General features: G+C 53.6%; 28 protein-coding genes and 2 pseudogenes. 9 read left to right on the forward strand and 21 right to left on the reverse strand.

All coding sequences use genetic code 11. The features are described from left to right. Positions 1-119: 119 nt before the first annotated feature. The 18 genes and pseudogenes from I5P96_RS04345 to I5P96_RS04430 form a co-directional block, all read right to left on the reverse strand. Positions 120-1,598, reverse strand: a pseudogene (locus tag I5P96_RS04345) (VirD4-like conjugal transfer protein, CD1115 family); the annotation flags it as partial. Between the two features lie 85 nt (positions 1,599-1,683). After that, positions 1,684-3,585: an AAA family ATPase gene (locus I5P96_RS04350; RefSeq protein ID WP_223383323.1), complete on the reverse strand. Its 1,902-nt coding sequence runs from the start codon at positions 3,583-3,585 to the stop codon at positions 1,684-1,686. A 16-nt stretch (positions 3,586-3,601) separates the two neighbouring features. Continuing rightward, positions 3,602-5,116, reverse strand: a complete 1,515-nt coding sequence (gene mobQ, locus I5P96_RS04355) for a MobQ family relaxase (RefSeq protein ID WP_223383324.1) — start codon at positions 5,114-5,116, stop codon at positions 3,602-3,604. A gap of 231 nt (positions 5,117-5,347) precedes the next feature. Then, on the reverse strand, positions 5,348-5,644 hold the full coding sequence (locus tag I5P96_RS04360) for a DUF3847 domain-containing protein (protein ID WP_117534724.1): 297 nt from the start codon (positions 5,642-5,644) through the stop codon (positions 5,348-5,350). Positions 5,645-5,727: 83 nt separating this feature from the next. Beyond that, positions 5,728-6,297, reverse strand: a complete 570-nt coding sequence (locus I5P96_RS04365) for a hypothetical protein (RefSeq protein ID WP_117534723.1) — start codon at positions 6,295-6,297, stop codon at positions 5,728-5,730. Positions 6,298-6,374: 77 nt separating this feature from the next. Then, positions 6,375-6,671: a hypothetical protein gene (locus tag I5P96_RS04370; RefSeq protein ID WP_118077997.1), complete on the reverse strand. Its 297-nt coding sequence runs from the start codon at positions 6,669-6,671 to the stop codon at positions 6,375-6,377. A gap of 133 nt (positions 6,672-6,804) precedes the next feature. Continuing rightward, positions 6,805-6,996 carry a transposon-encoded TnpW family protein gene (locus I5P96_RS04375; protein WP_006060444.1) on the reverse strand — a complete coding sequence of 64 codons (192 nt, stop codon included), beginning with the start codon at positions 6,994-6,996 and terminating at the stop codon, positions 6,805-6,807. A gap of 79 nt (positions 6,997-7,075) precedes the next feature. Further along, entirely contained in the window at positions 7,076-8,950 is a 1,875-nt protein-coding gene (locus I5P96_RS04380; protein ID WP_118605264.1) for a recombinase family protein, read from the reverse strand. 32 nt (positions 8,951-8,982) lie between these two features. After that, a pseudogene (locus I5P96_RS04385) lies at positions 8,983-9,282 on the reverse strand (conjugal transfer protein TraG); the annotation flags it as partial. Further along, positions 9,279-9,737 carry a PcfB family protein gene (locus I5P96_RS04390; protein ID WP_349150798.1) on the reverse strand — a complete coding sequence of 153 codons (459 nt, stop codon included), beginning with the start codon at positions 9,735-9,737 and terminating at the stop codon, positions 9,279-9,281. The pseudogene I5P96_RS04385 and the gene I5P96_RS04390, both read right to left, overlap by 4 nt. Before the next feature lie 30 nt (positions 9,738-9,767). Further along, positions 9,768-10,205, reverse strand: coding sequence for a DUF3846 domain-containing protein (locus tag I5P96_RS04395; protein WP_117475930.1), 438 nt, complete (start codon positions 10,203-10,205; stop codon positions 9,768-9,770). Then, the gene (locus tag I5P96_RS04400) at positions 10,132-10,332 is read right to left on the reverse strand and encodes a hypothetical protein (RefSeq protein ID WP_117475931.1); all 201 of its coding nucleotides are present in this window, start codon (positions 10,330-10,332) and stop codon (positions 10,132-10,134) included. The genes I5P96_RS04395 and I5P96_RS04400 overlap by 74 nt, the downstream gene beginning before the upstream one ends. An 8-nt stretch (positions 10,333-10,340) precedes the next feature. Continuing rightward, entirely contained in the window at positions 10,341-10,763 is a 423-nt protein-coding gene (locus I5P96_RS04405; protein ID WP_097839639.1) for a hypothetical protein, read from the reverse strand. Between the two features lie 68 nt (positions 10,764-10,831). After that, positions 10,832-11,776, reverse strand: coding sequence for a ParB/RepB/Spo0J family partition protein (locus tag I5P96_RS04410; RefSeq protein WP_117506355.1), 945 nt, complete (start codon positions 11,774-11,776; stop codon positions 10,832-10,834). Further along, positions 11,733-12,566 (reverse strand): ParA family protein, encoded by an 834-nt coding sequence (locus tag I5P96_RS04415; protein WP_117506356.1) that lies wholly within the window; start codon positions 12,564-12,566, stop codon positions 11,733-11,735. The genes I5P96_RS04410 and I5P96_RS04415 overlap by 44 nt, the downstream gene beginning before the upstream one ends. Next, complete coding sequence (locus tag I5P96_RS04420; RefSeq protein WP_120021024.1) at positions 12,566-13,435, reverse strand: DUF6017 domain-containing protein; 870 nt, start codon at positions 13,433-13,435, stop codon at positions 12,566-12,568. The genes I5P96_RS04415 and I5P96_RS04420 overlap by 1 nt, the downstream gene beginning before the upstream one ends. Positions 13,436-13,560: 125 nt before the next feature. Beyond that, entirely contained in the window at positions 13,561-14,076 is a 516-nt protein-coding gene (locus I5P96_RS04425; protein ID WP_223383326.1) for a helix-turn-helix domain-containing protein, read from the reverse strand. A gap of 57 nt (positions 14,077-14,133) precedes the next feature. Continuing rightward, the gene (locus I5P96_RS04430; RefSeq protein WP_223383328.1) at positions 14,134-14,598 is read right to left on the reverse strand and encodes a tyrosine-type recombinase/integrase; all 465 of its coding nucleotides are present in this window, start codon (positions 14,596-14,598) and stop codon (positions 14,134-14,136) included. Positions 14,599-14,839: 241 nt separating this feature from the next. Here I5P96_RS04430 and I5P96_RS04435 point away from each other — a divergent pair, with 241 nt between their 5' ends. Next, complete coding sequence (locus I5P96_RS04435; RefSeq protein ID WP_223383723.1) at positions 14,840-15,013, forward strand: helix-turn-helix transcriptional regulator; 174 nt, start codon at positions 14,840-14,842, stop codon at positions 15,011-15,013. Positions 15,014-15,095: 82 nt separating this feature from the next. Here the strand turns inward: I5P96_RS04435 and I5P96_RS04440 are convergent, their stop codons facing one another. The 3 genes from I5P96_RS04440 to I5P96_RS04450 all read right to left on the reverse strand — a co-directional run bounded on the left by I5P96_RS04440 (position 15,096) and on the right by I5P96_RS04450 (position 16,484). Then, positions 15,096-15,734: a YczE/YyaS/YitT family protein gene (locus I5P96_RS04440; RefSeq protein WP_097771470.1), complete on the reverse strand. Its 639-nt coding sequence runs from the start codon at positions 15,732-15,734 to the stop codon at positions 15,096-15,098. A 102-nt stretch (positions 15,735-15,836) separates the two neighbouring features. Further along, positions 15,837-16,076 (reverse strand): GTP-binding protein, encoded by a 240-nt coding sequence (locus tag I5P96_RS04445; RefSeq protein ID WP_005921342.1) that lies wholly within the window; start codon positions 16,074-16,076, stop codon positions 15,837-15,839. A 201-nt stretch (positions 16,077-16,277) separates the two neighbouring features. Continuing rightward, positions 16,278-16,484: a DUF6219 family protein gene (locus tag I5P96_RS04450; protein ID WP_082210884.1), complete on the reverse strand. Its 207-nt coding sequence runs from the start codon at positions 16,482-16,484 to the stop codon at positions 16,278-16,280. 274 nt (positions 16,485-16,758) lie between these two features. Between I5P96_RS04450 and I5P96_RS04455 the strand changes: the two genes are divergently transcribed. The 8 genes from I5P96_RS04455 (at position 16,759) to I5P96_RS04490 (ending at position 25,822) form a co-directional block, all read left to right on the forward strand. After that, on the forward strand, positions 16,759-17,538 hold the full coding sequence (locus tag I5P96_RS04455) for a DUF134 domain-containing protein (RefSeq protein ID WP_223383330.1): 780 nt from the start codon (positions 16,759-16,761) through the stop codon (positions 17,536-17,538). 1 nt (position 17,539) lies between these two features. After that, positions 17,540-18,196, forward strand: coding sequence for a Crp/Fnr family transcriptional regulator (locus I5P96_RS04460; protein ID WP_223383331.1), 657 nt, complete (start codon positions 17,540-17,542; stop codon positions 18,194-18,196). A gap of 87 nt (positions 18,197-18,283) precedes the next feature. Further along, positions 18,284-18,826: a rubrerythrin gene (rbr, locus tag I5P96_RS04465; protein WP_005946411.1), complete on the forward strand. Its 543-nt coding sequence runs from the start codon at positions 18,284-18,286 to the stop codon at positions 18,824-18,826. Between the two features lie 17 nt (positions 18,827-18,843). Continuing rightward, positions 18,844-19,218, forward strand: a complete 375-nt coding sequence (locus I5P96_RS04470; protein ID WP_005946408.1) for a desulfoferrodoxin family protein — start codon at positions 18,844-18,846, stop codon at positions 19,216-19,218. 319 nt (positions 19,219-19,537) lie between these two features. Then, a complete protein-coding gene (locus tag I5P96_RS04475; RefSeq protein WP_118604601.1) occupies positions 19,538-19,969 on the forward strand; it encodes an RrF2 family transcriptional regulator in 432 nt (143 codons plus the stop codon). A gap of 22 nt (positions 19,970-19,991) precedes the next feature. Next, complete coding sequence (locus tag I5P96_RS04480) at positions 19,992-21,905, forward strand: acyl-CoA dehydrogenase family protein (RefSeq protein WP_112146297.1); 1,914 nt, start codon at positions 19,992-19,994, stop codon at positions 21,903-21,905. 23 nt (positions 21,906-21,928) lie between these two features. Beyond that, entirely contained in the window at positions 21,929-23,140 is a 1,212-nt protein-coding gene (locus I5P96_RS04485) for an FprA family A-type flavoprotein (RefSeq protein ID WP_120081539.1), read from the forward strand. Between the two features lie 165 nt (positions 23,141-23,305). Then, positions 23,306-25,822 carry a ribonucleoside-diphosphate reductase subunit alpha gene (locus tag I5P96_RS04490; RefSeq protein WP_223383332.1) on the forward strand — a complete coding sequence of 839 codons (2,517 nt, stop codon included), beginning with the start codon at positions 23,306-23,308 and terminating at the stop codon, positions 25,820-25,822. Positions 25,823-25,824 lie beyond the last annotated feature (2 nt).

Below are 25,824 nucleotides of genomic sequence, written 5' to 3' on the forward strand. Positions count from 1 at the left end.
AGCGTTTCCGGTCGTTTGTACACACCCGAAATCTTGTAGTTTTACGTTGCATAACCGCAGCAAGGCTGATTTTCTGGTGCACCTTTCTGACCGGGATAAAAATAAAACCGCCTACCGGGTCAGGCAGACGGGAGCGAATCAGCATCCACCACGATGAACTCATCTCCGGGTTGGATTTTTTCTTTGCGGTTCAGATATTTTTCAATATCGAAGGTGTTTTTGGGGTCGTAGTCCGAGGTCAGCTTGTAGTTAGGGTGCTGGGTCAGGTCGTACTTGTCGCTCAAAAACGGTCTGACGCCACGCAACTGCAAAATACACTTGCCGCCGTCCAGCACCGCCAGCTCGTCCCGGCTCAACAATTCGTGGCCCATCTTTTGGAACGTAGTGCCGTAACTGGGGCTATTGCCACGGGTGTCTGAGGTGTTGAAGGCGTCGATGGTCTCCTTGCCCAGCATCTCGGACAAGTCTTTCAGGGTGGTCGGCTCACTGCCGCCGAGGAAAATCTGGCTGTCCATGTTGCCCACAATGGTATCCGCGTTATCCTTGTAAATGGCTTTCAACTGGCTTCTCGCCTGCAAAACAAGGCAGGCGGAGATCTCACGGCTGCGGATGGTGGCCACCAGCTTTTCCAGATTGGGAATCTGCCCGATGTTGGCGCACTCGTCGATGAGACACCGTACATGAACGGGCAGCTTGCCGCCGTATACATCATCTGCCTTGTCGCACAGCAGATTGAAAAGCTGGGTGTAGACCATGCTGATGAGGAAGTTGAAGGTGCTGTCCGTATCGCTCATGATGAGGAACAATGCCGTTTTCTTATCGCCCAGCGTGTCCAGTTGCAGCTCATCGTACATAGTGAGGTCACGCAGCTCTTGGATGTCGAAGGGGGCTAATCTGGCACCACAGGAAATGAGGATGGATTTTGCGGTCTTGCCGGCAGCCAGCTTGTAAAGTTTGTACTGCCGCCCGGCAAAGGAATTGGGCTTCTTTTTCGCCAGTTCTTCAAACAGCAGATCCACCGGGTTCTGATATTCCTCGTCATCCTCCAGCACCTGCATGGTGTTGAGCATTTCCAGCAGGGTGGCGAAATTTTGCTCCTCCACCGGGGCTTCATAATGCAGATAGGCGATCAGGGCAGTGAGCAAAAGACGTTCGCTTTTCTCCCAAAATGGGTCCCCACCGGACCCTTCGCCTTTGGTGTTGGTCATCAGGGTTGTGACCAGTTTGAGAATGTCCTTTTCGCTGTGGACATAGGCGAAGGGGTTATAGTGCATGGACTTTTTGAAGTTGATGGTGTTCAGGATTTTCAGCTTGTAACCGTTTTTCAGAAGTGCGTTCCCGCACTCGACCACGATACTACCTTTCGGGTCAGTGACCACATAGGAACTATGACATTGTAAAAGGTTGGGTTTAAGCCAAAATCTCGTCTTGCCGCTGCCGGAGCCTCCCACCACCAGCACATTTTTGTTCCGGGCGTTTTTGGGGTCCGGTGGGCGGTTGGACATCATCAGCCGTTCCGTTTTGGTCAGGATGATGTTGTCTGCAAACTTGGGTGCCATGAACGGCTCAATATCCTTGGCGGTGCCCCATGAAGCGTTTTGTCAAGTGCTTTTTTGAGTTATTGACGCAAATTATCGTGAAAGTGCGAAAGTGCAAAGTGCAAAGGGTCTGCGTTTTGCACTTTCAGCTTGCGGGCTCGGGTGGCTGCTTCTTCTTGATGAAGTTGTACCATTGACCGCCGACACGCCTTGCGCCTAAAATGCCGCCCATGTTGCGCTTGGCGTTCTGTACCGTCCTCTCGGATATTCCGGCTTCGGCTGCGGCCTTTACAATGTCCTCGCTGGCAAGCTCTTTCCCGTCTGCAAGCAGGTCAAGTATCAGCCTTTCAGCCTGTTCGGTTTTGGTGGCGTTGTTGCCGCCCGCGCCGGACAGCAGCTCGTCGGCGGTGATGTCGTATTCGCCTATCCATGAAAAGCCCGTTTCCGGGTCAAGGCAAAAGGCAACAGGCTTGCCCTCCGGCGCAAGGGAAGATTTGTCATGGACGATAACGCGCACATTCGGTTCTCGCTTCACGCGCCCGATCAGCAGGACGCTCCTTGCTGCGGCGCGGAAGTCGATAGAACCTAATCCCCGGTATGCGCTCTGCCCTCCGGCTGATTTGTTTAAGTGTCCGATAAGCACAACGGCGCACCCGGTACGCTCCGCAACATCGGCAAGGCGGCGAAAAATGGGGCGTATCTCGTTTGCCTTGTTCATGTCGGTTTTCTCGCCCACATACGCCTGTATGGGGTCAAGAATAATCAGCCGCGCCCCGTTCTGCGTGATTGCCTTTTCTATGCGCTCATCGGAGAGGGTAAGCTCCCGCTTGGCTTCATCAATCACAAGCACCCGGTCAAGGTCTGCGGCGGCTTCTATCAAGCGTGGCTTGACGGTATCGCCCAGCCCGTCCTCGGCGGTCTGGTAAATTACTTGGAATGGCGGCAAGGGCTTCATTCCCGGCAGCGTTCCCCCGGTGGTGCAGGCGGCGGCAAGGCGTAGGGCAAAAGTGGTCTTGCCCTCGCCGGGATTGCCCTGCACAATGGTTACTTTCCCAAAGGGAATATACGGCTTCCATAGCCATTCAACGGTCTGTGTGTCAACCTCGCTCATGCGGATAATCTCAACGGTTTCTTCCTGCGGCGGCTCTTTCAAGCCGTAGATTGCTTCCCGCAAATACTTCCCGTCTGTGATTTCTGCCCTGCGCGTCTGTACCTCATTCCAGTCTTTGAAAAGAGGGATAAGGCGGTGGACGGTCAAGCCCTCCGGCATAAGCTCCACAAGGCGGCTGCAAGCGTCGTTTCCGGCTTGGTCGCTATCAAGGCAGAGATAGACGGTCTGAATGTCTGGACGGTCAGAGAGGAAGCGTAAGAGGGCTTTCTCGCCTACGCCGCCCAACGATAAATAGCTCTGCTTCTGCCAGCCCTTTTTGAACAGGCAGAGGAAAGATAAGAGGTCTATCGGGGCTTCAAAGACAAAAAGCCTTTTGCCCTCGCCCCGGTAGCAGAAGTTAAAGGCTTTGTCGCTGCCTTTCACATCAAGCCGGAAGCTCCCGGCTGTGCCGCGCTGGTGGGCGTATCGCGGTATGCCGCTTTCATCTCTGCCGACGAATACGGCGTTATGGTGGGCGGCTTCCTCGTAAATATCCCCGGTGGAAAAGAAAAAGCCCGACACATCTTCATCAATGCGGCGGGCGGCTGTGAGGTAGTTCCTCGCTGTTCGGTTGTCGGTGCTGCGGGGTGGCAGTCGGAAGTCAGAGAGGGGCGCGGGGCTTGGTCTGTCCGGCGGCGGGGCTGTGCCTTTTTCGCCTGTCAGCAGTTCAACGGCTTCGGTGAAGCTCTTGCCGAAAAACTCCATGACAAAATCAATGGGTGCGCCGCCCTTGCTCTGGCTGTGCCTGTACCATTTGTTTCCCCGGATAGTCAAGCTGTCGTGCCGTTTCCAGCGGTATTCATTCCCAGCGCGAGTAAGCTGCTCTCCCTGTGATTGCAGGAAAGAAACAATGTCGGCTTGGTTGGCGCGGTCTATCTGTTCTTGGGTGTAGTACATAAAAGTTCAACTCCTTTCAGCGGTCTATATCATGCCGTTTGGCGCGGTTCTGTGTCTGCTCCGGCTGGTCGGCGCGGAGTGCAATATCCACGCACCTGCGGATTTTTTGAAGCTCGGCAACCTCGGCGCGGGTATCTTTCAGTTTGGTATAATCGCTGTCCCTCTGTGTTTTGAGGTCAGCATATTCCTGTTCCCATTCCGCAACAGGTAAGGTCTTTGTTCCTTTAGGCAGATTTGCATGGAGATAGCGGCTTGCTGCGTTCCATAGGGTCAGCTCGGCGCGGTGGGCTTCCTCGTACTTGTCGCGCTTGTTTGTCCAGCCGTTTTGCAGCTTTTTCAACTCATCGTGAATGGGCTTGTACTCTGTATAGTTCTTCCCGTATTCAATTAGCTTTTGCAGCTTCTTCATGCGTTCCTCGGCGGTTTTCATTCCCTCCCGGATTGAATAGGCTCTATCACTGACAGAGGAAAGAGAAGCGTCCAGCTCGTCAAGATTAGAGATACCATGCTCTGAGAGATAGTTGACCGCTGCCGCTATGGTTTTCAATTCATCGGTTGCGTGCTGCTGTTGCCAACGCTGCGAATACTTCCGGCTCTTTTCTCTCTGAACGCTCAAATATTTCATCAGCAGATTTGCAAGGCTGGGAGATTGCGGCGGCTGCTCCGGGGCGGTTTCCCGCGCTTTGAACAGGTCGGCAATCCACTCTTTGAGCTTCCCAATCTGCGCCCGGATTTCCCGGATAAGGCGGTTTGCCTTTTGGATATTTCGGTTCAGTTCGCCTTTCTCGGTGGCGATACCTTTCTTCTCCATCTGGCAAGCAGCCACGCCCATGTGGACGGTGGGTATCTCGTCTATGCCGCGCTCGGCGTTGCTGCGGTGGTCGATACGCTCCGGGCTTCCGTTCCTCTCCAAAAAGTCGTTGGTATAGTCAGCCCATGCCCTGCGCCACAAGAGGGTGTTGTCCTTGTCGTTCCAGCCTGTAAGGTCAATTTTGTGCGTCTTGTATCTGCCACTTGGCAAGCGGATACGCTCGCCGTTTTCATCAAGGTCATATTCCTTTTTGGATTTCGCTGTCCATGTGCCGCGCTCGTCAAGGGGGCGCATAGTCAGCATGATATGACAATGGGGGTTGCCGCTGTTGGTGTCGTGGATAACAAAATCCACACACATTCCTCTGGAAACAAATTGAGAGGAACAGTATTCCCGGACAAGCCGGATCTGTTCCTCTCTGGATAATTCTATGGGGAGCGCCGCGTCAATCTCTCTGGCAAGCTGGGCGTTCCCGGCTTTCTCGTAAAGCTCCACGCTGTTCCACAAGGTTGAACGGTCAGAGAATGAGGGTGGGGCATGGGGCGGCAGCATGATTTCTGTATGGACAACGCCGCCTTTGCGGGTGTAGTCGTGGGTCATTCCGTCCCACTCGTTTGTCAGCTTTTCGCCGCTTCGGTAGGCGGCTGCGGCAACGGCTGATTTGCCTTTTCCTCGGCTCACAATACCGATGTTCCAATGGTAAATGGCTATGGGTATCACCTCCCGGATAGGATAATAAAACCCGCAAAAATGGTACAGACACCAACGGCGGGTGTACTGTTTTTGTGGGTGTGCAGGGATAGCCGCGTAAGCGGCGCAAGGGGTGCAGCCCCTTGTTGCGGCAAAGTCGCCATATCGGAGCGCGGGGAAAGTTCCCTGTGCGGAGATGAGCCCTCGGCAGAGCGCACACGCCCGCAAGGGTGTATAAGTGCGCCCTTTGTTCCAAAGGGATTACTCCGCATTCCCGTCCCCGGCTCGTTTTTTCAAAAACTCCTGTGCTGGCTCGCTCATCAAGGCAAGCCGTAAAAAGGCTTTCGCGTCCTCGTCCGGCATGGCAATCAGCTCCGGCACAAGGCTCTCCATGAAGCCGCCGCGCTTACAAAGCCTGTGGTTTCTCGCCTTGCGTTCCTCGACGGATAGCTTCTGCTTGATGATTTTCTCCCGGTTTTCAAACTGCCGGATTTTCTTCTTGCCTTCCTCAATCTCGGCGGTCAATTCCTCACGGGTTTTCTCCCTCGGTTTCGTCATAGCTGGTCGCTCCTTTCTGCCCGTAGGCATGGAAAAAGGGCAGTCGATTTTCTCGGCTGCCCTTGTGGATAATATATTTAGTTTTAATAAGCAGAACTTATAATTTCAAAGCTTAAATTCATATCAGCATTTGCGGCTTTTTCTTCATTTTCTATTGGTTGTATCACAAATTCAAATGTAGGCTCATAGTCCCCGTCCTGCAAGGTTTCTCCACCCAAAATCTCGATATGATACCAGCCATTTGCAAGTTCGACAATTGGCTTTTTATTCTGTCTGTAATAAGAAATTAGAGTTTTCACTTTTTCGGGAGTAAACTGTTTTAATATGTGCCATGTAAAAAGCATAAGCATATTATTATCCACTTTGAGGGAATAACCACTCCTTCTAAACTGCAATCGGCTTTCCCCTTTGCACAACTCCGGTTTATCACCAGAGAGATTAAACAATACGGTATAAGGATAGTTTTCAATGCCACTCATGGGGATAACAATACCTTCACTAAAAGCCCTATCCCCACTTTCATTTGTGGTAAATTCCGTTGCCAAATCGTCTGAAAGATTATTGGCTCTTTTCCAACTTTCCAGTAGTAAAATGTCACCAAGAATAAAATAATTAACAAGATCGTTTAATACTTCCGTAAACTTATATATCATAGTAAACCTCCTCAAAATTTCGATTTGTTGTTCTTTTTTCAAGAGAAGTATAGCACAGGATTATGAACAAATCCACCTCATTTCAGTCTGCTGGCGGCATTGTTTTCCTTGGCAAACTGCCGCGCTGCTTCCCGCCGTTCCTCACTGTATGGGGCGGTCAGACGGAAAGAGAAGCGGCCTTTCTCAATATCAAACTCCATGCAGCCCGTTTCCGGGTCTGCGTCGGTCTGCTGGCAGATCGCCGGATAACGGCGGCTGTATGCAAGCAGACGCTTCTTCAAGGCGGTGTTGTGGGTGCGGATATGGATAAGGGGGTCTTTCTCGTCAAACCAAATGTCGGTGGTCTTTTCCTGCTTCGTAAGCCCTGTTCTCATAAACTCTCCTTTCTGCGCCCCTGTTACGCAGTAGGGGCATTTTTCGGGTGTTTTTCCCGGCTCTTGACTTGGGGGAAATGAGGATTTTCAAATAGAAACCGCCCGGACGGGGAATGGTTCGCTAGGGCGGCTGTTATCGCAAGATTTCTGTTTTTTCCGGCTCTTGACCGTCAGACGCGGATAAACGCGAGCTGTCGGCAAGTACCAGTTTGAGCAGCTTGTCGCGGAATGTTTCTGTGCTGCTGTGATTGAAAAACAACTCCGCAACAATGGTCTGCCCGTTCCTCTGGGTCGTGATGATACTGTCGGGGGTCTGTTCTGCCATAGGCGGCTCCTTTCTTTGGGCGCAAAAGAGGGATTTCCCGTAGTTCGGAAAATCCCTCTTGGTTGATGGTTATTCTGTTTTACTGTGTGGGCTGTGCGGCGGCTGCCTGCGCCTTTCTCCTTGCCCGGTATTCCCGCGCCTTGATACGGTCATACTCCCGCTGCTTTTCAAGGTTTCTCGCCCGGTACTCCCTTGAATACTGCCGGTGGTAGGCGCGGCTCTTTTCCTTTTTGGCTTCTTCGATTTCCTCCCGCATTTGCCGGATTTCCTGCTCGGTCGGCTCTGCAAGCTGTGTCACTTCATTCTCAAACTTGCCGATATAATTGAAATATATGCTGATGTGCTGGATTGCGTATCTCGCCCTTTTCTGGTCGCGCTCATGCACTTCAATCCGGCTGATAAACTCGTTTAGAATGGCGGGGGTAAGCTCGGTAAAGGCAGCATGGCGTTCCGTCAGCTTCAAAAACTTCTGCGCCCGTCCTCCCGCGTTCTCATAAGCGGACAGCTGCTCTTGGAGCGTGGCAAGCTCCGCTTTCAGCGTGTAGTATTCTTCCGAATACTTCTGCGACATCTGCTCATAACGGTCTTGCGGGATCGTGCCGAGGGCGTTGTCCTCATAGAGCTTGTTCAGCACCTTGTCAATCTGTTCAAGGCGCGTCGTGATTTGCGGGATACGCTTCTGCTGCTTTTTGGTCTGGTCGGTCTGCTGCATGGCAAGGTTCTTTTTCACTAAGGCTTCAAACTCCGCCCGGTTGCTGATAGAATAGTCCTCGATTTTCTTCAGTACTTCTGCGATGGTCTGCATGAGCAAGTCCGCGTCCATGATGTGCGGGGAATTGCATTTGGGGTTCTTGGCTTTTCCCTTGTGGTACTCGCTGCAAAAAGCAACGTGCCGCTTGCCGCCGTTCCGGTAATCAATACGAATGTGCATTTTTGCGCCGCAGTCCTTACAGAAAAGTAAGCCGGACAGAGGGTGGATTTCCCCGTCCCCGTTGGGGCGTCTGACGGGTGCGTTTTCCAAAATCCGCTGTACGGTTTCAAAATCGCTGCGGCTGATAATCGGCTCATGCACATTTTCTGTGATGTGCCATTGGCTCCGGTCTACATAGTGGTTATGTTTATCCCGGAAATGCTTTGTAGTCTTGAAGTTGACCACATCGCCGCAATACTCCTGCCGTGTGAGGATATTGGTCAAGGTGACTTTGTTCCACTTGCAGCGGTTATCCTCGTTGAGCGTCTTATTTTTACAGGTTCCCCGCCCTCGGTCTTTCATGTAGAAAGTGGGGGTTGGGATTTGCTCCTGTGTCAGATGTACGGCGATTTGGTTGCGGTTCTTCCCGCCGATAAACAGACGGAAAATCAAACGGACAACCTCGGCGGCTTCCTCGTCGATTATCCAAAAATCCTTGTTGTCCGGGTCTTTGACATAGCCGTAAGGGGCTTCGGTGACAATCGGCTTTCCACTCATGCCTTTGGTCTTAATGCCCGTTTTCACTTTCTTGCTGATGTCCTTTGCATACCACTCCGACATGATATTGATAAAGGGCGCAAACTCCAATGTGTCGGGCTTCTCGCTGTCAATGCCGTTGTTGACCGCGATAAAGCGCACATTGTTCCGTCTGAATATCTCCATCGCGTTGCCGACTTGGAGATAGTCACGCCCCCAGCGGGTAAGGTCTTTCATAATGCAGACACCGATTTTCCCGTTTTCCACATCGTCCATCATGCGGGAGTAGGCAGAACGGTCAAAAAACCTGCCGCTTTCGTCATCGTCGATGTAGTGCCGGATATTGGTTAGGTGCTGCCCTCTGGCATAGTTCTCCAAAAATATTTTTTGGTTCTGTATGCTGTTGCTCTCGCCGCCGTCCCTGTCCTCGTCGCCCACGGAAAGGCGGGAGTAAAGGGCTGTAATTTTGCTATAATCAGTCATGTGCATAACCTCCTGTGCGTCCATGTATGTGTCATTTACACTTAAAATTATGCACTCCACCGGGCAGAGCCGTACTCCATGCCGTGGCGGTACTTCTTGGCGTTTTTTCCACGCAAATAGACCGCCAGCCGTAACCCTGCACCGCAGCACAAGCCCACCAGCAAATCGAGCGGATGCAAGCTGGGCAGCGGGTTCGCAAACGCCACCGGAACGGTGCCCATCATCGCCATGATCTTATCCCCCAGCTCTTTGCCCTCGGCAAGCCGCCACGCTTCGCCAATGTTGGTTGCCACCAGCCCCAGCAAAATATAGGGCAGATACAGTGCCAGCAGCTTTGTCAGCTTTTTCGTGGTCACAGTCCACGCTCCTGTTCCTTATGCCGGACTTTGCCGGGGAGTTCTGCCGCCGCCTGCACCAGTTTATGCAGTTTTGCCAGCACCGAGGGGCGTTTGTCCTTGTTGAGCAGGGATGCCGAATATTCCTTGAACGCCGAATGGAAGGCTTCTGCGTCCGGGGCTTTGAAAAAGACCAGATACCGGGGCGGCACCTCGGAATTGTCCTTGCGGATAGCATAGTCGATGCCGTACTTTTTGGCATAGCGTTCCAGCCCACGGATGCCGGTCTTGCTGATCTCCACGCTGGACACACCCCGGTTTTGCCGCAGAAGGGTGCGGATGCTTTGCTTACCTTGGGATGCTTTGGACTGGTACAGCCGAAACGCCGCTTTTACTGCCCGCAGGACGGTCCGGGCGGACAGCTTTGTGGTGGAGATCATAATGTTGAATGATTTCTGTTCGATTTCTTCCTGCACTGCCGTCACCTCCCACGCAACAGGATGCTTTTAGCGGTCATGCTCTGCCGTAGGCTTGGTGCGAGACTTTTCTGCCGGAGGTTCATCGGGCACCGGCAGCACCAGCAGGCGGTTGCCCAGTTTCAGAAAGGCTTCCGGCTGATGGAAAAGCTGCTCGTACTTCTGTGCCAGTTCCGGGGTCAGGGATGCAAAATCCTCCTCGCCCAGTCCCACCACCAGAAAGGTCCCGGCAACGGCATCGTACATCTGCCCGTCCTCGTCCCGCAGGGCACGGTTCAACGGCAGTCCCATGAGCTTGCCGTCGTCATGGCAGATGATAGCCACCGGGTCTGCAAAGGGGTAAACAGCATCAATCGAGCCGCCCACAGCCTGCTGCAAGGCTTTCAGGTCGTTGTCAATCTCGACCTGCTGCGGTTGCTGTCCCGGCGCAATTTTCAGCACCGACAAGGTGTTCTCGTTCTGTTCCATTATCGTCCTCCTCGAATTTGATAGAAATCTCCTGCCCGGCATGGGCGGCGTTCAACAGAGCTGCCACGAAGAAGCCGAAAAAAGCGCCGGCTTCAAAAAATGCGAAACCGATAAAAAAGTTCAGCATGGCACACCTCACTCCATGCAGATGCAGGGCAACTTCTGGTCATCTGCCATCAGGGTGATGCTGTGGCTTGCCAGATACTTCTGGAACAGGTAGACCTCATCAATGGTCAGCGAGATGACCTCGCCATCCATGTTGGTGCGAACAAGAATCACCGGGCCGGTCAGGTAGTGCTTTCCGCCCATCTTCAGCACCTGCGCCGGGTTGTAGCAGAGCAGCAGCGAGGTGTTGGGAAGGTTCAGGCAGGCATCATCCTCCTCAAAGCAGGGCAGGATGCCGGGAGCCTCGTCCAGCGTGATGATGGTCAGCTCCATATCCGGGGCAATGGCAGCGAGATAGACTTCACCAGGCTTTTTTCTGCCGTTCAGAATCGTGTAGATGCGAGTATCAATGGTGACTTTCTCGGAACGGATGTGAGTGGTAGTAAAGTTCATAGACGTTTCCTCCAAAATTTTTGCAAAAATAAAAGACCCGGAACTGGGTCTTTTGGTTCAGTCTGCGATCAGCGCGCTTCTTCCTGCTTCTTCTGTTTTGCCTGTTGCTTTTTTAGTTGCCACTGGTCGAGCAGCTTGATGATGATGCTTTCCATCTGCCGGGGCGTGTAATTGCGTGGAAAGTATTTCCGCAGGGTTTCGTTTTTGATGGTCACGGTGTCCAGTTCGCTTTTCTTTTCCTCATTCATAATGTTGTAGACTGCATCATAGTCAAACTCACCCTGCTGCGCCAGCTTTTTTATCCGAATGGCTTGTGAAAGAGATGGTGCGTTCTGGGAAGCATCCATTGCTTCTAAAAAATCCTGTTGCTGTTTTTCGTCCAGATAGGACAGTTCTACCGCAGGGTTAAAAGAGATTTTTTTCTCGTCCACCATGTCGAGCAATTCAGGGACAAGGTTCGTCAGGCGCACAAAACGCTGGACTTGATTGCGACTTTCGCCTGAATCTTTTGCTACTTTTTCATCGGCTCTCAACTTCGTCCCAACTTGGGACGAAGTTAAATCTGACCTAGCACCTTGATTTTTTATTGCATCCAGCTTCATCTTGTACGCAAATGCCCGCTCGCTGGGCAGGATGTGTTCTCTCTGCAAATTGGAATCGACCATCAATATCGTGGCGGCATCATCCTCCATATTTCGCACAATGACAGGCACGGTGTCCAGATTTGCAAGCTCTGCGGCGTGTTTCCGACGGTGCCCGGAGATGATTTCATAGCCACCCTCCGGGCGTGGGCGGGCGATCAGCGGAGACAACACGCCGTACTGCTCTACGCTTTCTACGGTGCGCTGCATGGACTCGTCATCCAAGACCTTAAAGGGATGGTCTTTGAAGGGGAACAGTTCTCCAATGGGAATCTGCTGCACCTGCTCCCGCTGCTGTTCCTGTCGGGATTCTTCCGTGGAGAAAATGTCATCTGCCCCTTTCAGCGACACGCTTAAGCTGCTTTTCGGCATTCGCCAGCACCTCCTTCGTCAGAGATTGGTAGGCTTCTGCCACCTTACCTTTGGGGTCGTGCTGGAAAATGCTTTTGCCCACTGCACTGATTTCCGCAGCACGGACAGACCGGGGAATGGTCTGGTCGAACACCTTGATCTTGCTGCCGTAAGCACCCCGAATCAGGTTGTCGATCTGCTGTCCGTAGTTGGTGCGGCTGTCTGTCATGGTCAGCAGGATGCCCTCGATTTTCAATTTCGGGTTGATCTGCCGCCGGACCTTCTGCACCGTCTGTAAAAGCTGTTCCAGACCTTTTGCGGACAGATACTGCGCCTGCACGGGAATCAGGGTGGTGTCTGCCGCTGCCAAGGCATTGACGGTCAGCATCCCAAGGGAAGGAGTGCAGTCCAGCAGAATAAAATCGTACTCCCGCTTGGCACTGTCCAGCACCTGTTTCAACATCTTTTCCCGGTTCATGCAGTTGACGAGAGACACTTCCAGCCCTGCCAGTTCGATGTTAGCAGGGATCAGGTCAACGCCCTCTGCATGGTGCAGGATGCCTTCACCGGGCGGAATACTCTGATCGTCCATGGCTTTTGCCATCAGGGTGGAAAGGGTGGTGGGCAGTTCATCGGGCTGCTGCCAGCCCATGCTGATGGTCAAGCTGCCCTGCGGGTCAGCGTCCACCAGTAGGACTTTTTTGCCCTCCATCGCCAGCCCGATGCCCAGATTTTCACAGGTGGTGGTCTTGCCGGTGCCGCCTTTCTGGTTGACGATGGCTATTGTGGTTGCTTTCTTTGAAATTTTCATCACCTCCGCATCGCTAAGTCGTGGTTGGTTTGGTTCTGGTAGGAAAGTTGCATCGTGGTGGGTGCGTTGTACAGAGAAGCGAGCAGGTATTGTTTCATGTTTCGGATCGGGCTGCTGTTCTCTGCAAGGCACTTCAGCACAAAGCGGATGTGGTCGGCGTTCAACTTCATAAACCGACTGCATACCACCTCGGCGGGCTTATCGTCCCCAGCAATGTGCAGCAGCTTACGGTTGGTAGCGCAGGTGTCCACCAGCAAGTCTACGATCTGGTAGATAATGTCCTCGTCATCCGGGCAGAGCCGGAGCAAAAGGTCTATCTCCAAAGACTGAGAAAAATATTCTTCCAGTTGGGTGCGTTTGCTCATCCCATCCGCTTCTTCAGAATAGAATGGATCAGTCTCACTCATTTCAGTATCATTCTCTTTAGTCTTATTACATCGTGATTTTGAAGGGTCTTGACTTGCGTTTTTGAAGCCTCCAGAATCGTGAAAATCACGATTTTGGAATATTGATTTTGACGATTCTGCCGAAAAGTTCTTCACATACACCAAACTTGGCTTTCCCAGACCTCTGCGTTTTCGTTCAATCAGACCAAACTTTTCGAGTTCCCGGAGCAGCTTGGTCGCTTTGTTGTCTGCGCAACACAACGCCCTCTTGACATCCTCTATCGTGAAGATAATGAACACCCGGTTCTGCTCGTCCAGCCAGCCGTTTTTCACAGACAGGCTCATGCGGTCCAGCAGGATGCCGTACAGGGTTTTTGCATCGGTGGACAGACTCTGGAACCGTGGCTCCTGAAAAAGAGCCTTGGGAATGCGGTAGAACGAAAACAGTTCTCCGGCTTGTCCGTAAAAGTAGTCAAGGGTCATGTGGCTTTTTCAACGTTTTGCTCCAGCTTGTGTTCAAAAAATCAACCGCCTTTCGTTTGAAAATAAAAAGCGCACTCTTTTCTTATTGAAAAGTGGTGCGCTATGTAATATAATGGCTATATAATTTAGCTATCCAAAAGATAGTCGATGAGATATTCTTTCGGAATCATGAAAGATCGTCCGACTTTCAGGCAGCGAATTCTATGTTGATGGATTCTTCTGATGATGGCAGTCTGGCTTTTGAAACCGAGTAAAGTTGTTGCTTCTTCGACAGACAGCACATCAGGATAGTTCACAAATAATTTTTTATAATACTCTTTTGCTTGATTTTGATTCATTATCCTTGACTTTCCTTTCGTTTTGTGCCTAAGCAGAGGAGCGTTTTGCCCTGCATCCCTCCTGAACATCCCTCCAATTTCCATTTGGGTGGTCCAAACCGAAAAAACAGAGTAGAGGAAAAACGCATCGAAAAATCGTGGATATTTCAAATTATTGTTCGTTGAGGCGTGAATTTTGCCTTTGCACAGTGGGAACCAGATATCACTAGATATCACTGGATGACACCAGATGGAAGATGCGGATAAAAACTCAAAATCCCTTGTGCTAATAACACGTGTGGGTTCGACCCCCACCACCGGCATTGCAAGCAGCTCGAAATCGAAAGGTTTTGGGCTGCTTTTCTTTTTCTGCTCAGTTTCTTATACTTTGGTGTTTTCTGGGAAGATACTGACGATTGCATTCGCCGAGGACACCTTATCTCGTGCGATTTCCGTTACCGTTCCGTTGACCTTTGCGGTCACAACCGTATGCTGAATGCTGATTTTCTTGTTCTCAAAGTCAATGGCATCCCATTTCAAACCGACAATTTCACTGCGCCGCAGCCCGTAGAACGCAGCCATGATGACGCCAAACTCCGAAGGGTCACCTTGAATCACCTTGAAAAGCTGCTCCAGTTCTTCACCGCTGTAAATCTCCGACTTGAACTTTTCCTTACGAGGACGTTCAACGCGATCTGCCGGGTTGGAACGGATCATGCCGATTTGAAAAGCATACTGTAAGCATTTGCGGATGTTGGCGTGATAGTGAATGACGGCGTTTGCCGTAAGGCCACGATCCAACTCATGCTGGTAGAAGTCTTGGATGTATTTGGGATGCTGTTCCATATCCTGCAATGTATAGTGGAGCGGTTCAAAATATGGGACGATACCCCAGATAAGTCCCAAGCAGAGTTCTTTACCGACAGCTATGGCGTGGTGCATAACCAACCGGTTTTGGTTTCTCTTAACACCAAATATTCGCCGATCCTTATATCTCCAGAGCAAAGATTCGAGGTTGTTGGAAAAGTTTTGAACTAAAAAGATGGGAGGAGTTTTCGTGGATACGATCAAGCGTGTTCAGGATTTGATGCAAGCGCGTGATATGAATCTGTGTGTGTTGGCAAAGAAATGCGGAATATCGTACTCCACAATCCAAACCACTGCTCGTCGGGGAGGCCAGTTGAGCGTAGAGACGATTGAAAGAATCTGTCTGGGTTTGTTATGGCTCCCCATCGCCGCAGCAGTCCACAGGCGGTTTTGAAAGATAGATCTCCTTCATTTTCTGCTTAACGGCAGCAATAAAAAAGACCCCCGCAGCGTATGATTTGACGCCGCGGGGTTTCTCAATTGTTCGGTTTGTATTGCAGCACCTTCTGGGAGAACGTCCGGTCGAAGAACTGGATGAAGGGCCCAAGGCAGAACGCACAGATCAAGGTGCCAAGGCCCACAAGGCCACCCAGCAGCCAGCACAGCAGGGCGCTGAGCGCATCGGTGAAGATGCGGCACCCGAAGTACGGGCAGGGTGTGTAGTCCCGCAGACCGAGGGAAAGGTAATCGTAGGGCGCGATGCCGAGGTCGGCGGTCTGGTAGAGCGAAGCACCCAGCGCCGTGACCAGCACCGCCGCGATGACCCACGCCAACTGCACCGCCAGCGACGGCGCGTCGCCGAAGTGGGCGTGAATGGGGTCATAGAACGCCGTGACGATGTACCCGATGCAGATGCCGTTGACGAAGGTGCCAAGGCCGATGTACTTGCGCCCGAACCAGAATTCCAGCAGGAAAAACAGGATGTTCGTGCACAGGTTCTGGGTGCCCAGCGAGATGCCGAGCAGCTCCGCCAGCCGCATGTTCAGGGCGCTGATGGAGTCGTTGCCGAGGTGGGACTGCTTGAAAAGCGCAATGCCAAGGGCGATGATGACGATGCCCGCCACCATGCCCACCACCCGCCGGGCAGTCGGTTTGCGCAATGCGGTGCCGTTCATAGGGAATTCTCCTTTAGCGTTTCTTTTCCCCTATTATACGCCTGCTTTGGGCGGGAGACAAACTATTTATGGAAAGATACAACGATATACGGGGGATCCGCCTTACCCCTTTAATCTTACCTCAATCCGTTCTTTCTCCAGCCCCTCCCCGATCACGATGAGCACTTCCTGCCCCTTGGGGATAGCGTTTGCCGTCAGGCCGTCGGCGGTGGCGTTCAGCTCCACCCAGCCGTTCTCGTCCTGCACGAAGCCTTTCGCCCGCAGCACATGGCCGCACGCGGGGTCGGTGAAGAGGGCCGGGATATTCTGTTCGAGCTGCTGGCACGAGAGGCCCAGTTCCAAAAAGTAGGCCGAACCAAAGGCCCTATGCGGTTGGCGTTACCCGCTTCTAATTATAGCAAAAGGAGGTTCTTTTTCTACCGTTTCGACGCTACGGCTCTTTTCTTCCACAAGCATAGCTTGTGGTTTTCTATATGAAGAAAGTTGCTGGAGAAAAAAATTCTCCAGCAACTTTGTCTTTGATGAATAAAGGAAATTTTTTGTTTAACTATTCTCACTATTATTTGATTTAGTGATTTTTTTCTTCTTTGGAGAAACCAGTTTGTGACCGGAATAAATGGACATACCCATACAAAGCAATGAAGAATAGGCAAAGTATTTATGCGCAGTCATAGATTTTTTGATTCCAGAATAAATGCATCCCAACATACAGAAAAGTGCGCCTAAGGACCAGTATTTATGTGATTTCATGATTTGATACCTCCTTTGATTTAACTGATTCAATTATAACGTTTTTTTACGAAAATGCAAGCATTACCGGGAACTCTTTCATGTGGATGCTGTGACTGCCGCTACGGTCATGATCGGTGGGCATTACGAACAAGGCTCACATGTAGAATTCGACTCCGAATATCGTCCAGCTCCACATGAGGACGGAAAATGTAGCAGCTTTTGAAAAAATTGCTTTTTTCTGCTCAAAGTGCTACAATCGGCATATACCGAATACAAAGGGAGGAAAGCTCCCATGCCAAGACCGCCACGGTGCCGTCAAATTTGTGGCGTACCACAGGTCGATACATTCTGTCCCAACGGGTGCGAGAATACCGAGCCGATCCTGCTGACGCTGGACAAGTACGAGGTCATCCGGCTGGTTGACTTGGAGCAGCAAACCCACGAGCAGTGTGCCGCTCAAATGGATATTTCCCGCTCTACCGTGCAGGAGATTTGCGAAAATGCACGGCGCAAGACCGCAGCGTGTCTTGTTCACAGGAAACCGCTGCACATCACCGGGGGAAACTACCGCATCTGCGGAGGACAGGAGGCAGCTCACTGCGGCCGTTGCTGCCGGATGCAGAGAGCCAACATGGAAAAATCAGGCAAAACTTGCAAAGGAGATTCCATTATGAAAATTGCAGTTACCTATGAAAGCGGTCAAATTTTTCAGCATTTCGGCCACACCGAACAGTTCAAGCTTTATGAAGCTGCGGACGGCAAAATCACCCATACGGAAGTTGTTGATACCAACGGCAGCGGTCACGGCGCACTGGCAGGCTTCCTGATGCAGAACGGCGTGGACACTTTGATTTGCGGTGGCATCGGCGGCGGTGCACAGGCGGCAATGGCCGAAGCAGGCATCAAGCTCTACGGCGGTGTCAGCGGGGACGCTGATGCGGCGGTGAGCGCATTGCTCAACGGAAATCTGGGCTACAATCCCAATGTTCACTGTGACCACCATGACCACGAGCACGGCGAGGAAGGTCACACCTGCGGTAACCACGGCTGCGGCAAGCATAGCTGCCATTGATATGGAACAAACACTGACACAACTTCCGTTCTGGTCATCCTTGACCGAACGCGAAATGGACACACTACGCCGAAGTGCCTTTGTTCGTCATTATAAAAAGGGTGCGTTCGTTCACAGTAGCGACAATGAATGTCTCGGAATGCTGTTTATTCTTTCCGGCGAGATCCGCACCTATCTTCTCTCTGATGAGGGGCGGGAGGTAACGCTGTTCCGCCTGTATCCGGGCGAACTATGCGTGCTTTCCGCCTCCTGCGTGATCAGTCAGATCACCTTTGATACGCAAATGACTGCCGGAATGGATACGGACGTTCTGATTATCCCTGCAAATGTCATTGCTGCACTCAAGGAGAAAAATCTCCATGTCCGCTGTTTTCTCTATGAACTGGCAACGAAACGGTTTTCTGATGTGATGTGGGCGATGCAGCAGATCATGTTCAAGGGGCTGGATCAGCGGCTGGCAGAATTTCTCTTTGCCGAAGCGGAACGTACCGGCTCCGACACGATACGTACGACCCATGAGCAGATCGCCCAGCACATCAGCTCGGCACGGGAGGCAGTGGCACGGATGCTCAAAAGCTTCTCGGAGGACGGACTGGTGGAGCTGAAGCGTGGTGCAATCACGCTGCGGGATAAGAACAGACTAAATCGTCTAAAATAAAAAGGAATGTGACTTCGTCACGGAATAAAATCATAGATTTGCTACAATAAAAGCAGAAAAGCAGAAAAGCAGGAAGGAGTATCCACCATGAAAGAAACGAAATACGCAGGAACTCAAACCGAAAAAAACCTGATGGCTGCCTTTGCCGGTGAGTCCGAGGCACGCAACAAGTACACCTATTTTGCATCCAAGGCCAAGAAGGAAGGCTTTGAGCAGATCGCGGCACTGTTCCTCAAAACCGCTGATAATGAGAAGGAACACGCCAAGCTGTGGTTCAAAGAACTGAACGGCATTGGCGACACCGCAGAAAACCTTCTCTCCGCCGCTGAGGGTGAGAACTACGAGTGGACGGATATGTACGATGGCTTTGCCAAAACTGCCGATGAGGAAGGTTTCCATGAGCTGGCCCAGCGTTTCCGCCTGGTCGCCGCCATTGAAAAGCATCACGAGGAGCGCTACCGTGCCCTGCTGCACAATGTGGAGATGGCGGAGGTCTTCGCCAAGAGTGAGGTCAAGGTGTGGGAGTGCCGCAACTGCGGTCACATCGTCGTGGGCGAGAAGGCCCCGGAGGTTTGCCCCACCTGCAACCATCCCCAGAGCTATTTTGAAATTCACGCAGAAAACTATTAAAGAAAAGGAGAATTATCATGGAGCAGAAGTTTTACATTTGCAAGCATTGCGGTAACATCATTGCCAAAGTTAAGGACGCAGGCGTCCCTGTCGTCTGCTGCGGCGAGCCGATGAGCGAGATCGTTCCCGGCACCACCGACGCTGCCGTGGAGAAGCACGTCCCTGTCTGGACGGTGGAAAACGGCATCGTCCATGTCAAGGTCGGCTCTGTGGAGCACCCCATGCTGCCGGAGCACTACATCGAATGGGTATCTCTCCAGACCAAGCAGGGCAATCAGCGTAAGGAACTGCATCCCGGCGAAAAGCCGGAGGTCTGCTTCGCGCTCTGCGAGGGCGATGAGGTCGAGGCGGTCTACGCCTACTGCAACCTCCACAGTCTGTGGAAAGCGTAATTCACCTTCTTAAAATCCGGTGCTCCAAAAAGCACCGGATTTTTTTATCAATGTAACCTCATCACAGAAAAAGACTTTGCCCTGCGGTATGATAAAGTCACAATCAAGAAAGAGCTAGCGAACATGAAAATCAAGCTCAATCCCGATCAGGAGATTGTCAATATGAAAAGGAACATGGCTTTTCGCTGAATGGAAAGCGAAGCTGACCCGGGCTGGGGCGGTCTGTAATAAAGCGATATTTTTTTTGAAATAATCTTGACAAAATTTATCAAGATTGATATGATGGTATTAACAAGCAAGCGAAAAGAGGATGTGGAGCATGATCATCACCAAAGAGACGGACTACGCGCTGCGCATTTTGCGGGTGCTGCTGGACGGGGAGAAGCATTCGGTGGCCGAGATGTCGGAAACGGAATTGATCCCCAATCAGTTTGCCTACCAGATTCTGCGCAAGCTCTCCGCCGGCAATTTGGTGCGGGTGAGCCGCGGCGCTCTCGGCGGCTGCGCGCTGTCCTGCGATCTGGACGCGACCTCCCTCTACGATCTCATGGGGGTCGTGGGGGAGCGGGGCATCCTGTGCGCCTGCATGGAGCCGGGATATGAATGCCGCTGGCAGGACAAGCATGGGCGGTGCGCCATCCACTGTCAGCTGGCGGCCTTGCAGCAAAAGCAGGACGAGGCGTTCCGTGCCGTGAGCCTGCGCAGGCTGCTGACCGGCGGATCCGATCCCCAAGATACAAGCGAGCTGTAAAATTTTAAAAGGAGGTACCCGTATGCTGTTTCAAACCACGTCGGCGCACGAAGAGCTGCGCGCGAAGATCCGGAGTTTTGCGGAGGAGGAGATCAAGCCCCTCGCATTTTTAATGGATCAGAACAACGAGTTTCCCGAGGAGGCTGTCAAGAAGCTGGGTAAGCTGGGCTGGATGGGCATTCCCTACCCCAAGGAGTACGGCGGTGCCGGTCTTGATGCCCTGAGCTACGCCATCGCGGTGGAGGAGCTGGCCCGTGTGGACGGCGGTACGGGCGTAATCCTCTCCGCCCACGTCTCCCTCGGCTCATGGCCCATTTTCGCCTATGGCACCGAGGAGCAGAAGAAGAAATATCTGGTTCCGCTGGCCAAGGGCGAGAAAATCGGCGCCTTCGGCCTTACGGAGACCAACGCCGGATCTGACGCCGGCGGCACGGAGACCACGGCGCTGGATAAGGGGGACTACTACCTCCTCAACGGCGGCAAGATCTTCATTACCAACGCCCCTAAGGCGGACACCTATGTGGTTTTCGCCGTCACCACGCCGGACATCGGCACCCGGGGCATCTCCGCTTTCATCGTGGAGAAGGGCTGGAAGGGCTTTGAGTTCGGCGACCACTATGACAAGATGGGTATTCGCTCCTCCTCCACGGCGGAGCTGATCTTCAACGACGTGAAGGTTCCCAAGGAAAACCTATTGGGCAAGGAGGGCGAGGGCTTCAAGATTGCCATGTCCACGCTGGACGGCGGACGCATCGGCATCGCCGCGCAGGCGCTGGGCATCGCCCAGGGCGCGTTTGAGCACGCGTTGAGCTATTCCAAGGAGCGCGTCCAGTTCGGCAAGCCCATCGCGGCCCAGCAGAGCATCGCCTTCAAGCTGGCGGATATGGCAACCAAGCTGCGCTGCGCCCGGTTCCTCATCTACTCCGCGGCGGAGCTGAAGGAGCAGCACGCGCCTTACGGCATGGAGTCCGCCATGGCGAAGATGTACGCCTCGGACATCGCGCTGGAGGTCACCAACGATGCCTTGCAGATCCACGGCGGCAGCGGCTACCTCAAGGGCATGGAGGTGGAACGGGCCTACCGCGACGCCAAGATCACCACCCTCTACGAGGGCACTAACGAGATCCAGCGGGTGGTCATCGCCTCTCATCTGTTGGGCAGGCTGGGCAAGAGCTCCGGCGGCGAGAGCCGTTCGGCGGCCAAGAAACCCGCGCCCATCACCGGCATTCGCAAAAAGACCATCTTCCGGGAGGGGGATGCTGCCCAGCAGGTGGCCGACCTTGTGGCGGCGCTGAAGAAGGATGGTCACGACTTCTCCGTGGGCATCCCTATGGATACGCCCATCCCGCAGGCGGAGCGGGTGGTCTCCGCGGGCAAGGGCATCGGGGAGAAAAAGAACATGAAACTGGTAGAGTCGCTGGCCAAGGCCGCCGGCGCGGCCATCGGTTCTTCCCGCCCTGTGGCGGAGACTCTCAAATATCTGCCGCTGAACCGCTATGTGGGTATGTCTGGTCAGAAGTTTACCGGCAATCTGTACATCGCCTGCGGCATCTCTGGCGCATCCCAGCACCTTAAGGGCATCAAGGACGCCTCCACCATCGTGGCCATCAATAAGAACGGTAACGCGCCTATCTTCAAGAACTGCGACTACGGCATCGTGGGCGATGTGGAGGAGATCCTGCCCCTGCTCACTGCCGCGCTGGATAGCGGCGAAAAGCTGCCCGCGCCGCCCATGGTAAAGATGAAGCGGCCCACGCCGCCGAAGCCCGCCCCCATCGGCGACCGCTACGTCTGCAGCGGCTGCGGCTACGAGTATGTGCCGGAGTTGGGCGACGAGGACGGCGAGATCGCGCCCGGTACGCTCTTTGAGCAGCTTCCCGCCGAGTGGGTGTGTCCCGAGTGCGCGGAGACGAAGGATCAATTTGTAAAGGCTTGAGGCCGTGAAGGAGGCAAGATAAGATGTATTGCGTGCGTAAAGTAACGAACGACCTCTACTGGGTGGGTGCCAACGACCATCGTCTGGCCCTGTTTGAAAACTGCTTTCCCATTCCTCGGGGCGTAAGCTACAACGCCTACTGCCTGCTGGATGAAAAGACGGTGCTCTTTGACACGGTGGACTGGTCTGCCTGCCGCCAGCTTTTGGAAAATCTGGCGTATGTGCTGGATGGCCGCGAGCTGGACTACCTGCTGGTCAACCATCTGGAGCCGGATCACGCCGCCTGCATCGAGGAGATCCTGCTGCGCCATCCCAAGGTGAAACTGATCTCCAACGAGAAGGCATTCATGCTCATGCGGCAGTTCGGCTTCCATGTGGACGGACATGAGTGCATCGAGGTGAAGGAGGGCGACACCTTCTCCTTCGGCAAGCACACCGTCACCTTTGTGGGCGCGCCTATGGTTCACTGGCCGGAGGCCATGGTAACCCTCGATGTCACCGAAGGCGTCCTCTTTTCCGCCGACGCCTTCGGCACCTTCGGCGCGCTGGACGGCAAGCTGTTCGCCGACGAGGTGGACTTCGAGCGGGACTGGCTGGACGACGCCCGCCGCTACCTTACCAACATCGTGGGCAAGTACGGCCCCCACATCCAGCTCCTGCTGAAAAAGGCCGGCGGCGTTTTGGATCAGATCAAGTACATCTGCCCGCTCCACGGCCCCGTGTGGCGCAAGGATCTGGGCTGGTTCATCGAAAAGTACGACACATGGAGCCGCTATGCCCCTGAGACCCAGGGCGTGCTCATCGTCTACGCCTCTATGTACGGCAACACGGAGAACGCGGCGCAGGCGCTGGCGACGTCGCTCTGCGATAAGGGCATGAGCAAGGTGGCGATGTACGATGTGTCCTCCACTCATGTCTCCCAGCTGATCTCCGAGGCATTTAAGTACAGTCACATTGTCCTGGCCTCTGTGACCTACAACCTCGGCATCTACCCCGCCATGCATGACTTCCTCATGGATATGAAGGCACTGAATCTGCAAAACCGCACCTTTGCCATCATTGAAAACGGCTCATGGGCGGTGAAGTCCGGTGACCTCATGCAGAAATTCGTCAACAATGAGCTTAAGAACATGACGGTGCTCAACGAGCGGCTCAGCCTCGCCTCGTCCATGGGCACGGACAAGCGCACTGAGCTGGAAGCACTGGCGGACGCCATTCTGGAGTCTATGAAGTAACTGGCAGGGAAGCCAAAACCAAGACAACAGACAACAAACAGCCCCGCCGCGTCGGCTGCAGAAAAACCGGCTTTCAAAAACAGAGCGGGCAAGCGTGATACTGCGCTTGCCCGCTCTTTGCCCAAAAGGACATGAGAAGTGACCGGAGAAGATGAGAGGGTCGAAATGGAGATCAGAAAACGAAACGGGGAGTCTGTTCCCTTTCAACAGGAGAAAATTTTCAACGCCATGAAAAAGGCGTTTGACGGACAGGGCAAGGAGATCGGGAGCAGAGAGATGGATGAGATCCTCGCCACCGTTCTCAAAAATCTCTCCGTCACAGTGCCGCTCACCGTAGAACATGTGCAGGACGAGGTGGAGCGAACGCTCATGGAGCGCGGACACTATGAGGTGGCCAAGGCGTACATCCTCTACCGCGAAAAGCGGTCTGCGCTGCGCCGTGTCCGGCATACCATCGCGCGGACGGTGGGGGATGACACGCTTGACGAGGTGCTGCGCCGCATCCAGATGGATTTTACCGAGGAAGTCTACTCCCTCGCGGCGCTTCAAATGAAGTTTGAGAGTTTCTGTCGCCTGGGCATGACGGAGGATGAGCGGGCTGAGGCACTGACCAAGGCGGCGGTAGAGCTGACTACGGCAGAGGCACCCAAGTGGGAGTTCATCGCGGCGCGGCTTCTGAACCACTCCTTTCGCTGTCGCAACGCACAGGAATGGGAGGGGCGCGGCGTCGGCGATCTCTATGGCAGGCTTCGCTATCTGACGGATAAGGGACTCTACGGTGACTATATCCTTGCCCACTATACCCACGAGGAGATTGCCATGGCGGAGGACTTTCTCTGCCCGGAACGGGACGAGCTGTTCACCTACTCCGGCCTTGACCTGCTGCTCAAACGCTATGTGATCCAGTCACGCAGCCGCGTGCCGCTGGAAACACCGCAGGAGATGTTTTTGGGTATCGCGCTGCATCTTGCTATGAACGAAGGCTCTGACCGCATGGGGTGGGTAAAACGCTTTTACGATATGCTCAGCCGTATGGAGGTCACGATGGCGACACCTACCATGTCCAACGCACGAAAGCCCTACCATCAGCTTTCAAGCTGCTTTGTGGACACTGTGCCGGACAGTCTGGACGGCATCTACCGCTCGCTGGACAACTTCGCAAAGGTCTCTAAATTCGGCGGTGGAATGGGGATGTACTTCGGTAAGGTGCGCGCTGCAGGCAGCACCATCCGCGGCTTTCAAGGGGCGGCGGGCGGTGTTATCCGCTGGATCCGGCTGGTCAACGACACCGCCGTGGCGGTGGATCAGTTGGGGATGCGGCAGGGCGCTGTGGCGGTTTACTTAGACGCATGGCACCGGGATCTGCCGGAATTCCTTCAACTGCGCACCAACAACGGCGACGACCGCATGAAGGCACATGATGTGTTTCCCGCCGTGTGCTATCCGGATCTCTTCTGGCGACTGGCGGAGGAGAACATAGACGCGCCGTGGCATCTCATGTGTCCGCATGAGATCCTCACGGTCAAGGGCTACGCACTGGAGGATTACTGGGGTACAGAATGGGAGAAGCGGTATCTGGACTGCGTCAATGACCCGCGCATCGAAAAGCGCAGCGTCACCGTCAAGGACATCGTGCGGCTGGTGCTTCGCTCGGCAGTGGAGACCGGCACACCCTTCGCTTTCAATCGCGACAGTGTAAATCGTATGAACCCAAACGGCCACACGGGAATGATCTATTGCTCCAATCTCTGTACGGAGATCGCGCAGAACATGGCACCCATCGAGCACATCAGCACTGAGGTGCACACGGAGAACGGCGACACAATTGTGGTGACGGCCACACGCCCAGGCGAGTTTGTGGTCTGCAACCTGGCGAGTCTGTCTCTCGGTAATCTGCCGGTGGAGGACGAGGCCTATATGGAACGCACGGTGGAAACGGCCATCCGCGCACTGGATAATGTGATCGACCTCAACTTCTACCCGTTGGAATACGCGCGGCTTACCAATCAGAAGTACCGCAGCATCGGCCTGGGCGTCAGCGGCTACCACCACATGCTGGCAAAGCGCGGCATCCACTGGGAGAGCGATGAGCACCTTGCCTTCACCGACGCAGTGTTCGAGCTCATCAACTACGCCGCTGTCAAGGCGGACACAGCTCTGGCGCGGGAAAAGGGTCGTTACGCGCTCTTTGAGGGCAGCGACTGGCAGACGGGCGCGTATTTTGAAAAGCGGGGTTATACCTCCGAAAAGTGGCGGGCGCTTGCGAAAACGGTGGCGGTGCAGGGAATGCGCAACGCCTATCTGCTGGCGGTCGCACCGACCTCCAGCACATCTATCCTCTCCGGCACGTCGGCGGGCATAGATCCAATTATGAAGAAATTCTTTTTAGAGGAAAAAAAGGGCAGCATGCTGCCCCGCGTTGCTCCGGAGCTTTCTATGGACACATGGTGGTACTATAAGGCAGCGCATCTGATCGACCAAAGCTGGTCGGTACGCGCCGCGGGCCTTCGCCAGAGACATATCGACCAGGCGCAGAGCATGAATCTCTATATCACCAACGACTATTCCATGCGTCAGGTGCTCAGATTGTATTTGGAGGCGTGGAGGGCCGGCGTCAAGACCATTTACTATGTCCGCAGCAAGGCCCTTGAGGTCGAGGCCTGCGAAAGCTGCTCGTCATAAGG

This window comes from Faecalibacterium prausnitzii (assembly GCF_019967995.1).
Taxonomy (GTDB): domain Bacteria; phylum Bacillota; class Clostridia; order Oscillospirales; family Ruminococcaceae; genus Faecalibacterium; species Faecalibacterium prausnitzii_E.